The sequence below is a fragment of the Amycolatopsis sp. NPDC003861 genome (assembly GCF_053605405.1).
In genome coordinates this window covers 19,431-29,901 of record NZ_JBSGJD010000105.1, presented here as the reverse complement: position 1 = coordinate 29,901, position 10,471 = coordinate 19,431, and the positions used below count along the sequence as shown (strand labels likewise).

Genomic DNA, 10,471 nt, shown 5'->3' with positions numbered 1-10,471 from the left:
CCGCCATGAAGAAGGCGAACGACGTGACCAGGTACATGATCCCGATCTGCTTGTGGTCCGTCGTGCGGAACAACCGCAGCAGGTACGAACCCTTGACCGACTCGCGCGCGGGGTACGGGCGCGTCGCGATCGGCTTGGGGGCTACGGCCGTCACTCCTGCCTCCAACACTGAAACCTTGTGGTGGTCATCGTCGCGCCACCGGGTCGAACGAGGCCCGATCCGGCGGCTTAGGGGGATCGTAGCCCTCGCTACCGACAGTCGCGCGCACCGGCTGGCAAGATCGGGGCGTGGCCGACGACTACACCCGCGCGGCGGTGCGCGCGGCCCGCGCCGTGACGGCCCGGCTGGGCCTGCCCGCCCACGATCCCGAAGTGCTCCACGAACGCTCGAACGTGCTGGTGAGACTGGGTCCGCTGGTCGCCAGGGTGCCCGCCACCATCCGCCTGGCGCGGACCGGGCCGGCCTGGCAGGAGCGGGACGTGGCGGTGTCGCGGTTCCTCACCGAACGTGGTGTGCGCGTCGTCTCACCCAGCACGGATCCCCCGGCCGGACCCCATTTCGCCGACGGGCTGCCGGTCACTCTCTGGCACCACACCCCGCACGACCCGGACCACCGGTACGCACCGGAAGTCGTCGCTCGGTCGCTCGCCGAGGTGCACGCGGCGCTGCGGGAGTACCCGGGCGAACTACCCCGGCGTGGCCCGCTGGACGACCTCGGCCGCGTCTTCGACCGCCACGACCTGGACCCCCGGTTGCGCGGGGAAGCGGCCCGCCTCGCGGCGGCGTTGCCGGAGGTCGCCGTGCAGCCGCTGCACGGCGACGCCCACCCCGGGAACCTGATCGCCACGCCCGCGGGTCCCTGCTGGCTGGATTTCGAGGACACCTGGCGCGGGCCGCTCGCCTGGGACCTCGGCATCCTCGCCCGGCAGGGCGGCCCAGAATTCCTGGCCGCCTACCCGGGCTCTGTGGACGAAGAGGCGCTTCGCGTGTGTACGCGGCTACGCGAGCTGTACTCGGTCGTGTGGCGATTCGTCATCGCCATCCGATTTCCGCACCGGCTGCCCGAGGCCCGCTCGGCGCTCGATGCCTACTTCTCGTGAGTCGCGGGGTACCAGGAGAGGATCGCCTCGACCACGCCCGCGGGGTCTTCGAGCGGCGTCAGGTGCCCGGCGTCCGGCAGCACGACGAGCGTCGCGCCGTCCATGACCTCGACCATCTCGCTCGCCGCCGCGACCGGGGTGATCGGGTCCTCTTCGCCGACGATCACCAGCGCCGGGACGTCCGAGTCCCGCAGCAGGTCCAGTGAACCGGGCCGGGTCCGCAGCGCCAGCGCGGTCCAGGAGATCCCGGACGGCGGCTGCGATTCGATGATCTCCCGGACCGTCTCGACGAGCTCGGGACGCTGTTCCCGCGTCGATCCGGCCAGGAGGTTGGGCAGGTTCGCCTCGGCGAGCCAGGTCTCGGTGCCTTCGCGGTCGACGCGGGCGGCGACGTCCAGCCGCGTCTGCGCGGCCTCGGGGGTGTCGGGCGTGGCCTTGGTGTCGATGAGCACGAGCCCGCCGACCCGCTCCGGCGCGAGCCGCAGCAGGGCCATGGCGAGGTAGCCGCCCATCGAGCAGCCCCCGAGCACGACGCGGTCGAGGTCCAGTCGGTCGAGCAGGGCGACGACGTCCCGCGCGGCGTCTTCGAGGCTCGGCTCGCGATCGGTCTCCGGCAGCGGCGAGCGGCCGAGCCCGCGCTGGTCCGGGGTGATCACCCGAAGGTGTGAAGCGAGGGGCGCGCGCACCGCGTTCCACATGCGGGAATCCAGGGGGAAGGCGTGGAGGAGGACCAGCGGCAGTTCGGTCATGGGCGCCATTTTGTCGGACCCCCTCGCTAGCTTCGCCGATGTGTTCACCGACATCGAAACCGACCGGCTCCGGCTGCGTCCGCTCCACGAGGCGGACAGGCAGGCGATGGTCGACATCCACACGGACCCGCGCACCAACCGCTTCCACCCCGACCCGCCCGACGTGCCACGAGCGTCGGCGATGTTCTCGGAGTGGCTGGCGCACTGGTCGGAGCACGGCTTCGGCTACCCGGCAGTCCTCGAGCGCGGCGGAACGGAGGTCCTCGGAATGTGCGGGGTGCGGCTGCGCGAGTTCCACGGCGAGAAGGTCCTCAACCTCGGCTACCGCTTCCGCCCGTCGGCGTGGGGCAAGGGGTACGCGGTGGAGGCGGGCCAGGCGGTCCTGGCGTGGTGCGCCCGCGAGCTGCCGTCCGTGCCGGTGCTGGCGAGCGTGAGCATCGCGAACAAGCCCTCGCTCAGGGTGGCCGAGCGCCTGGGCTTCGCGGAGTACACGGAGGAGATGTACGAGGGCGCGATGTCGAGGCACTACCGGCGCTGACCCGCCGGTCGTTGTTTGACAACTCCAGAGTGAACCCGGCCGGCCACCTCACCGCCGGCGGGACGGCCGCCGCCGGGCCCGAGCTTCCCAGCAGGCCCGGTGCCAGTGCCGCCGGTCCGCGACCGACCCGGTCTCGTCGGCGGGCCAGACGACGAGGTGCGGCGTTCCCGGCCGGATCTCGTGGTCGCACCCGGGGCAGCGGTAGACCTTCGTGGCCTGGCTCCCGGGCACGGTCCGCACGAGCCAGTCCCCGTCCACCCCGGACTCGGCCCGCGCCCACCCGGCGGCGGCCCCGAGGTCACGCTCGGGCGGCCCGCCCTCCGAACGGCGGCCGGGACGGTTGCGTCGTGGCACGCCCAAACGGTAACCGCCACCCACCCGACCCAACCCCCAGGCACCCGAGTCGACGCCCAAGCACCCGGAACCGGACACACCCGAGCCCACCCGCGCGTGTCGTCCCTCCAGGTACGCGTGTCGTCCGCCCGGGTACGGCCTACCCCTGGGCCAACGCCAGCGGCACCAGCTGTTCGGCACTCGTGAGCGACCCGTGCTGCCCGACCAGCGACGTCTCGACGGCCTCCGCGAGCCCCCGCACCATCCCGAACCGGTCCCGGGCCGCGGCCACCACGTCGCCGATCCGCGGCAGCACCCGGTCGCTCACCGTGTGCCCGAACCAGCCCTCCGCGACGGCCTCTTCGCGCGAGCGCACCCAGGCCCGCTCGCCCAGCACCGCCCGCCAGGCCGCGAGGACGTCCGCGGCCGCACCCGGCTCGGTGTAGACGTGCCGGGCCCGGACCTCGCCCCCGAACGTCCGGACGCCGGCCAGCAGCTCCGGGACGTCTTCGAGGTCGAGCTTGTCCTCGACGGTCACCATCCCGTGGTCGGCCACCACCGCGAGCAGCGCGCCGGGCGGCAGACCGTCCACAAGGGACTCGACGAGCCGGTCGATCTGCCGCAGCTGCATCCGCCAGGCGGTCGAACCGGGGCCGTAGACGTGCCCCAGCAGGTCGAGTTCGCTGTGGTAGGCGTAACAGAACGCGCGCCCGCCGAGCACCGACAACGTCCGCGCGGCGAGGTCGCCCAGCGCGTGGACCCCGGCGTACTGCGCGCCGCTCTGGGTGGCCAGGGTCAACGCCGTGTCGCGGAACTTGGCCGACGACACCACGGCCGCTTCGATGCCCGCCGCGGCGGCGCGCTCGAACGTCGTCGGCAGCGGCTGCACCTCGCGGGGCGGGAGGGCGCCCCGCAGGTCGCTGCCGTCCTCGTGGCTGCACCAGCGCAACGCGTTGAGCACGCCGGTGCCGGGCATTTCGAAGGTGTAGCCGACCATCCCGTGCTCGCCCGAGGCGAGCCCGGTCCCGATCGCGGCCACCCCGGCGGCCGTCGTCGACGGGAAGCCCACGCGCAGCGATTCGCGGGCGAGCTCGGTCAGCACCGGGGCGTCCGCCGCGTGCTCGGCGAGCAGCTCCCAGCCGAGCCCGTCGACGAGCAGCACGCCGGCGCTGCGGGCCTCCGGCAACGCCAGTGCGTTCCCGCAACCGGGCACCCCGAGCGCGGCGAGCAGGGACGGGACGACCTGGCCGAGGTGCGGGACGTCGGCGAGCGAGGGCGGCTGCACGCGCCCAGCTTCCCATCCCCGGGCGCCTCCGGCGATAATCGCGGCATGCCGACCTACGCCTACCGCTGCCGCGAGTGCACCGAGACGTTCGAGCTCCTGCGCCCGATGAGCGAATCCGGCGCGCCGGCGGCCTGCCCGGAGGGCCACGCCGACACCGTCAAGCTGCTCACCACGGTCGCCCTCACCGGGGCCGCGAGCGGTCCCGCGGCCCCGGCCGGCGGTGGCGGTGGCTGCTGCGGAGGCGGCTGCTGCGGTTAGACCGCCTTCAGCGCCTGCTCCAGGTCGGCCCACAGGTCCTCGACGTCCTCGAGGCCGGCGGACAACCGGATCAGCTGGTCGGAGACCCCGGCGCCGTGGCGGTCGCCCTCGTCGACGATCCGGTGGCTGATCGAGCCCGGGTGCTGGATCAGCGTGTCGACGCTGCCCAGGCTGACGGCCGGCGTGATCAGCCGGACGGCCCCGATCAGGGCGTGCGGGTCGCCGTCGACCTCGAACGCCACCAACGGCCCACCGAGCCGCGGGTAGTGGACGGCGGTCACGGCCGGGTGCTCGCCGAGCCGTGACGCCAGGGTCGCCGCGGTCGCCGAGGCCGCGTTGACGCGCAGGGGCAGCGTGGAAAGCCCGCGCAGCAACAGGTATCCGGCGAGCGGGTGCAGCACGCCGCCGGTCGCGAAGCGGATCTGCCGCAGCCGGGCGGCTTCCGCCGCGTCGCAGGCGACGATCCCGCCCATCACGTCGCCGTGGCCGCCGAGGAACTTCGTCGCGCTGTGCAGCACGATCCGCGCGCCGTGGCGGCCCGGGCGCTGGAGCACCGGAGTCGCGAAGGTGTTGTCCACCAACAGCGGCACCTCTCCGCACACGCGAGCCAGCTCGGCGATGTCGGCCTCGGCCAGGGTCGGGTTCGCCGGCGTCTCGACGAACACCAGCCCGGTGTCCGGCCTCAGTGCGGCGGCGACACTGTCGGGCGCGGCCCAGGTGACCTCCGTGCCGAGCAGCCCGGACTCGAGCAGGTGGTCGCTGCAGCCGTAGAGCGGGCGCACCGCGACGACGTGGCGTTTCCCTTGCGCCACCGCGGAAAGCAGGCAGGCCGAGACGGCGGCCATGCCACTGGCGAATGCGACGCCGTGTTCGAACCCCTCCAGCTCGGCGAGCGCCCGCTCGAACCGCTCGACGGTCGGGTTGCCCACCCGGCCGTAGATCGGCGGCCCGTCGAGTTCGGCGCCCGCGGCGAAGGCGTCGATCCGGGCGGCTTCGGCGGCACTGTCGCGGGACGGGTAGGTCGTGGACAGGTCGAGCGGAGCGGCGTGCACGCCGAGGTCCGTGAGATCGTCACGGCCGGCGTGGACGGCTCGCGTGCGCAGCGAGGAAGTCATGGCAGCATGGTCGAGCTTTCCCCGGGCCGGGGGCAACACTCTCGGATATCATTCGGCGATGTCCGCATCCGTCGAACTGAGTCCGGTCGATCTCGAAATCCTGCGCCTGCTGCAGAACGATGCCCGGATCACCAACAAGGACCTCGCGGCCGCGGTCGGCATCGCGCCGTCGACGTGCCTGGATCGCGTCGCCCGGCTGCGGGACACCGGCGTGATCACCGGGCAGCACGCGTCGGTCGACGCGGCCAAGCTGGGCCGGCCGCTGGAGGCGTTCCTGTTCGTCCAGGTCCGCCCGCACCGGCGGCCGCTGGTGGACCCGTTCATCGAGCACCTGCTCTCACTGCCGGAGGTGCGCGCGGTCTACCACCTGACCGGGCCGGACGACTTCCTCGCGCACGTCGCGACCAGCTCGGCCGGGGAGCTGCAGCGGCTGGTCCTCGACGAGCTGACCGCGCGGGACGAGGTCGCCCGCGTGCACACCAACCTGGTGTTCCAGCACTGGAGCGGCGGCCCGCTGCTGCCGCCGGGGGCCTGAGCTCAGAGCGTCTCGAGCCAGCGGCGGGTCTCGCGCGGGGACGTCAGCCGGACGACGGCGGGCCCGGGCGGCTCGGCGGCCCACGCCCGGATGCGGTCCCGCTTGCGCGCGAACGACGCGAAGTGCCAGCGGATGATCGAGTCCGCGGAGAACACCTGGCGGAACGACTCGACGTTGCCGTTGCAGATCCGCTGCCGGGTCACCGCCCGCACGAACGTCCGGCGCACCAGGCGGCCCAGCGAAAGCCAGCGTGGGTAGTCGAGGCCCACGATGAGCTGTGCGCGGGGCAGCACGACGTCCTGCCACTTGCTGTAGACGGCGTCGAGGACCCAGCGCTCCCGGGCGCAGACCTCGGCGATCCGGCGATGCTGCTCCTCCTCCGGGGTGCCGACCCAGCCCGGCTGCCAGCAGATGTCGTCCGCGGAGTGGTAGGGCAGGCCGGCGCGCTCGGCGATCCGGGCCGCGAGCGTGGACTTGCCCGACCCGGTGACGCCGACGATGACGATGCGCTCAGGCCTCGAGGTCACGGGCGGGCTCCCGCGGTCCGCGGTAGGGCAGGGTCTGGCTGTAGACGAGGTTCGTGGTCGTGCTGCCGAACTGGCACAGCTCGTCGACCGTGCGCTCGAGGTGGGCCATCGAGGCCGCGGCGATCTTGAGCGTGTAGCAGTCGTCGCCGGTGGTGCGGAGGCATTCGAGGATCTCCGAACGCTCGCCGAGCAGCTTGTGCAACGGCTCGTGGCGGCTGCCCGGGTACTTGAGGCGGACCACGGCGAGCACCGGGTAGCCGACCTTGCCGAGGTCGATTTCCGCGCGGTAGCCGCTGATCACGCCGGCGGTCTCGAGCCGCCGGAGCCGTTCGGTCGCCGCGGACGCGCTGAGGTTCACGCGGCGGCCGAGCTCGGTGAGCGGCAGCCGGGCGTCGCGCTGGAGCTCGGCCAGGATGGCCCAGTCCGTCGGATCGAGACTCTCGGTCATCCGCCGAACATACCGTGGGATCCACGGCGGAACGGGCCGAACGCCGTGATCGTTCCCTTCCGGATTCGGGCAAAACGTCGATAGCCTTTCCGGGTGAAGATCGGCGTGAACGTCCCCAATTTCGGGCCCGGCACGAACCCGGGTGTCCTGCGCGCCTGGGCGCAGACGGTCGAAGGCCTCGGCTACGACCTGCTGATGGTGTCCGACCACGTCGCCATCACGCCGGACGTCGCCGGCCAGTACCCGGCGCCGTTCTACGAGCCGTTCACGACGCTGTCGTGGCTGGCCGGGGTGACGCAGCGGGTGCGGCTGGGCACCACGGTGCTCGTGGTGCCGTACCGGCATCCCCTGCTGGTGGCGCGGATGGCGGCGAACCTCGACGAGCTCAGCGGCGGCGGCCGGCTGGTGCTCGGCGCCGGGATCGGCTGGGCGAAGCAGGAGTTCGACGCGCTGGGCGTGCCGTTCGAACAGCGCGGCAAGCTCACCACCGAGCACCTGCGGGCGATCCGTGCCGCGTGGGCCGACACGGACGACTACCGCGCGGGGTCGATCCCCCTGTGGCTCGGCGGGCACAGCGACGCCGGGCTGCGGCGGGCGATCGAGCTCGGCGACGCGTGGCACCCGCTGCGGCTGACGATGGCCGGGTTCCGGGAAACGCTGGGGCGTCTGGAAAAGCTGGCCGGGGACAGGCCGGTGCCGGCCTTCGCGCCGCGGATCCTGTTGCGGGTGACGGCGGCGCCGGTGACCGGGCCGGGCCGGCGTGCCGGGGAAGGCACGCTCGAGCAGGTCGTCGACGACCTGGCGCAATTGCGGGCGATGGGGGCGGACACCGTCGTGCTCGACCCGTTCGACTCGGACCCGGCCGAAACGCTGCGCCCGGAGGTGGCGTGGCGGGATCTCGCGGCGGTGGCCGCATCCTGGAGGGAGAACCTGTGAAGGACACCGAAGAAGCCCTGCTGCGGCGGGCGATCGAACTCGCCCGCGAGGCGCGCGAGGAGCACGGCAACCCGCCGTTCGGCTCCCTGCTGGCCGACGCCGACGGGAAGGTCCTGGTCGAGGACCGCAACACCTCGTTGACCGACAACGACATCACGGCCCACCCGGAGCTGAAGCTGGCCCGCTGGGCGGCGCAGAACCTGGACCCGGAAACCGCGGCGGCCACGACGATGTTCACCAGCACGCAGCCGTGCGGCATGTGCACCGGGGCGATCGAGCGGTCCGGGCTCGGCCGCGTCGTCTACGCGTTGTCGACGGAGCAGTTCCTCACGCTGCGGCCGCCGCTCACGTGGGGCCGGCACAAGATGGAGGGTCCCGCCCTGTTCGACGAGGCCCGCGTGCCGGTCGAGGGCTATTACCAGTGACGGGTTACCAGGTGCGTCCGGTGGCGCGCATCGAGTCATCCCTGGCGGACCGCGCGTCGGCTCCGAAGCAGGGTGACGAGGGCGCGCCACCGTCCCGGGTGGTGTTCGAACCGGAATTCGCCCCGGCGGCGGCCGATCTCCGCCCGGGCGACCGCCTGGTCCTGTTGACGTGGCTGCACGAAGCGGACCGCGACGTCCAGGCGGTCCACCCGCGCAGCGATCCGGCCCGCCCGTTGCAGGGCGTGTTTTCGACGCGCTCACCGGACCGCCCGAACCCGATCGGCCTCCACACGGTGACGGTGACGGCGGTCGAGGGCAGCACGCTCACCGTCACCGGCCTGGAAGCGATCGACGGCACGCCGGTGCTCGACGTCAAGCCCGTCCTCGGCGAGGTGGCCGAGCGCTGATCAGTAGTCCTTGAAGCCCTTCCCGGTCTTCCGCCCCAGCCGGCCGGCCGTCACGAGGTGCTCCAGCAGCGGCGCCGGCGCGAAGCCCTCTTCGCGGAACTCGTTGTAGAGCGTCCGCTGGATGGCCAGCGAGACGTCGAGGCCGACGACGTCCAGCAGTTCGAACGGGCCCATCGGCAGGCCGCAGCCGACCTTCATGGCCGTGTCGATGTCGTCCGCGCCCGCGTAGTGGGCCTCCAGCATCTTCACCGCGTCGTTCAAGTACGGGAACAGCAACGCGTTGACGATGAAACCCGCGCGGTCGCCGCAGTGCACCGCGTGCTTGCCGACCGCGTCGCAGACCGCGCTCGCCGTCGCCACCACGTCCGGGGCGGTCGCGATCGTCGAGACCACCTCGACCAGCTTCATCACCGGGGCCGGGTTGAAGAAGTGGAGACCGACCACATCGGACGGCCGGGACGTCGCGGCCGCGCACTCGATCACCGGCAGCGAGGACGTCGTCGTGGCCAGCACAGCACCGGGGCGGACCACCTCGTCCAGCGCCGAGAACACCGCCTGCTTGACCGCCAGCTCCTCAGCCACCGCCTCGACGACCAGGTCGACGTCGGCCAGCGCCTCGAAGTCGGTGACCGGGGTGATCCGGGCCAGCGCCACCGCGGCGTCCTCTTCGGACAGCTTGCCCTTGACCACGGCCTTGTCGAGCGACTTCTTGACGCGCGCCACCGACGCCTGGGCCTTCTCCAGGCTCCGGGCGCGCAGCACGACGTCGAGGCCGCGCTTGGCGAACACCTCCGCGATGCCGGTGGCCATCGTGCCCGTCCCGACCACGCCTACCCTCGCCACCGGGCGCGGCGGAACACTGTCCGCTGTGGACACGACGCCGGACGTGACCACGTTGGGCGAGTCCGGGGCGTCGTAGGTGTAGAAGCCCCGGCCGGTCTTGCGGCCCAGCAGGCCGGCCGTGATCATCTGCTTGAGCAGCGGCGCGGGCGCGTGCAGGCGATTGCGGGACTGGTGGTACATCGTGTCGAGGATTTCGTTCGCGGTGTCCAGCCCGATCAGGTCGAGCAGCGCGAGCGGGCCCATCGGGTAGCCGCAGCCGAAGCGCATCGCGGCGTCGAGGTCCTCTCGGGTGGCGTAGCGCTGCTCGTACATCCGCACCGCGTGGTTGAGGTAGCCGAACAGCAGTGCGTTGGCGATGAAGCCGGCCCGGTCGCCGATCACCACCGGCACCTTGCCGAGCCGCTCGGAGAACTCGACGACCTCGGCGATCACCTCCGGCTCGGTCACCACGGTCTTGACGATCTCGACGAGCTTCTGCACCGGCGCCGGGTTGAAGAAGTGCATGCCGACGACCTTGCCGGGCCGCGCGGTGTGCACGCCGATCTCGGTGATCGACAGCGACGACGTGTTGGACGCGAAGACCACTTCGGGCCGGGTGATCTTGTCCAGCTCGGCGAAGACTTCGGCCTTCAGCTCGAGGCTCTCCGGGATCGCCTCGATCACCAGGTCCACTTCGGACAGATCCGACAGGGACGTGCCGTACCGGATCCGGCCCAGCAGGGCCTCGCGCCCGGGGGCGTCCAGCTTGCCGCCGGAGAGCGCCCGTTCGGTCGAGTGCTCGAGGTGACCGCGGCCGCGGGCGATGCCGGCTTCGTCGACTTCGACCGTGACGACGTCGAGCCCGCTGCGGGCGAGCACTTCGGCGATGCCGGCCCCCATGGTGCCCAGGCCGACCACACCGACCGTCGAAATGTCCCGCGCCATCGAGGCCTCCAGAGATGTTACTCGCTGGTAATTGGCCTCGATACTGC

The 10,471-nt window shown here is 72.3% G+C and carries 14 protein-coding genes; 7 read left to right on the top strand and 7 right to left on the bottom strand.

All coding sequences use genetic code 11. The features are described 5' to 3' along the window. The first annotated feature begins 288 nt into the window (after window positions 1-288). Window positions 289-1,101: a phosphotransferase gene (locus ACWEVN_RS24965; protein WP_452052893.1), complete on the top strand. Its 813-nt coding sequence runs from the start codon at window positions 289-291 to the stop codon at window positions 1,099-1,101. On the opposite strand, the gene ACWEVN_RS24960 is transcribed toward ACWEVN_RS24965, so the two are convergent. Next, on the bottom strand, window positions 1,089-1,850 hold the full coding sequence (locus ACWEVN_RS24960) for an alpha/beta fold hydrolase (RefSeq protein WP_452052892.1): 762 nt from the start codon (window positions 1,848-1,850) through the stop codon (window positions 1,089-1,091). The two genes, ACWEVN_RS24965 and ACWEVN_RS24960, sit on opposite strands and share 13 nt — an antisense overlap. Between ACWEVN_RS24960 and ACWEVN_RS24955 the strand changes: the two genes are divergently transcribed. Continuing rightward, entirely contained in the window at window positions 1,849-2,388 is a 540-nt protein-coding gene (locus tag ACWEVN_RS24955) for a GNAT family N-acetyltransferase (protein ID WP_449684467.1), read from the top strand. The genes ACWEVN_RS24960 and ACWEVN_RS24955 overlap by 2 nt on opposite strands. 48 nt (window positions 2,389-2,436) lie before the next feature. Here the strand turns inward: ACWEVN_RS24955 and ACWEVN_RS24950 are convergent, their stop codons facing one another. Both ACWEVN_RS24950 and ACWEVN_RS24945 read right to left on the bottom strand, forming a co-directional pair. Continuing rightward, window positions 2,437-2,742, bottom strand: a complete 306-nt coding sequence (locus ACWEVN_RS24950) for a hypothetical protein (protein WP_452052891.1) — start codon at window positions 2,740-2,742, stop codon at window positions 2,437-2,439. 139 nt (window positions 2,743-2,881) lie between these two features. Then, window positions 2,882-4,006 carry an alkaline phosphatase family protein gene (locus ACWEVN_RS24945; protein ID WP_452052890.1) on the bottom strand — a complete coding sequence of 375 codons (1,125 nt, stop codon included), beginning with the start codon at window positions 4,004-4,006 and terminating at the stop codon, window positions 2,882-2,884. 45 nt (window positions 4,007-4,051) lie between these two features. Here ACWEVN_RS24945 and ACWEVN_RS24940 point away from each other — a divergent pair, with 45 nt between their 5' ends. After that, entirely contained in the window at window positions 4,052-4,264 is a 213-nt protein-coding gene (locus ACWEVN_RS24940) for an FmdB family zinc ribbon protein (protein WP_020640946.1), read from the top strand. On the opposite strand, the gene ACWEVN_RS24935 is transcribed toward ACWEVN_RS24940, so the two are convergent. Then, window positions 4,261-5,379, bottom strand: a complete 1,119-nt coding sequence (locus tag ACWEVN_RS24935) for a trans-sulfuration enzyme family protein (protein WP_452052889.1) — start codon at window positions 5,377-5,379, stop codon at window positions 4,261-4,263. The genes ACWEVN_RS24940 and ACWEVN_RS24935 overlap by 4 nt on opposite strands. A gap of 58 nt (window positions 5,380-5,437) precedes the next feature. Between ACWEVN_RS24935 and ACWEVN_RS24930 the strand changes: the two genes are divergently transcribed. Continuing rightward, on the top strand, window positions 5,438-5,914 hold the full coding sequence (locus tag ACWEVN_RS24930) for an Lrp/AsnC family transcriptional regulator (RefSeq protein WP_086840754.1): 477 nt from the start codon (window positions 5,438-5,440) through the stop codon (window positions 5,912-5,914). A gap of 2 nt (window positions 5,915-5,916) precedes the next feature. On the opposite strand, the gene ACWEVN_RS24925 is transcribed toward ACWEVN_RS24930, so the two are convergent. Both ACWEVN_RS24925 and ACWEVN_RS24920 read right to left on the bottom strand, forming a co-directional pair. Continuing rightward, window positions 5,917-6,441, bottom strand: coding sequence for an adenylate kinase (locus ACWEVN_RS24925; protein ID WP_452052888.1), 525 nt, complete (start codon window positions 6,439-6,441; stop codon window positions 5,917-5,919). Continuing rightward, complete coding sequence (locus ACWEVN_RS24920) at window positions 6,425-6,889, bottom strand: Lrp/AsnC family transcriptional regulator (protein WP_449684462.1); 465 nt, start codon at window positions 6,887-6,889, stop codon at window positions 6,425-6,427. Before ACWEVN_RS24920 ends, ACWEVN_RS24925 begins: the two co-directional genes overlap by 17 nt. Window positions 6,890-6,982: 93 nt before the next feature. On the opposite strand from ACWEVN_RS24920, the gene ACWEVN_RS24915 reads away from it, so the two are divergent. The 3 genes from ACWEVN_RS24915 to tsaA are packed head-to-tail and all read left to right on the top strand — an operon-like array spanning window position 6,983 to window position 8,657. After that, complete coding sequence (locus ACWEVN_RS24915; protein ID WP_449684461.1) at window positions 6,983-7,825, top strand: LLM class flavin-dependent oxidoreductase; 843 nt, start codon at window positions 6,983-6,985, stop codon at window positions 7,823-7,825. After that, on the top strand, window positions 7,822-8,250 hold the full coding sequence (locus tag ACWEVN_RS24910; protein WP_449684460.1) for a nucleoside deaminase: 429 nt from the start codon (window positions 7,822-7,824) through the stop codon (window positions 8,248-8,250). Before ACWEVN_RS24915 ends, ACWEVN_RS24910 begins: the two co-directional genes overlap by 4 nt. Before the next feature lie 11 nt (window positions 8,251-8,261). Then, window positions 8,262-8,657 carry a tRNA (N6-threonylcarbamoyladenosine(37)-N6)-methyltransferase TrmO gene (gene tsaA / locus ACWEVN_RS24905; RefSeq protein ID WP_449684495.1) on the top strand — a complete coding sequence of 132 codons (396 nt, stop codon included), beginning with the start codon at window positions 8,262-8,264 and terminating at the stop codon, window positions 8,655-8,657. Here tsaA and ACWEVN_RS24900 read toward each other — a convergent pair whose 3' ends face one another. Then, window positions 8,658-10,424 (bottom strand): 3-hydroxyacyl-CoA dehydrogenase family protein, encoded by a 1,767-nt coding sequence (locus tag ACWEVN_RS24900; RefSeq protein WP_452052887.1) that lies wholly within the window; start codon window positions 10,422-10,424, stop codon window positions 8,658-8,660. Window positions 10,425-10,471 lie beyond the last annotated feature (47 nt).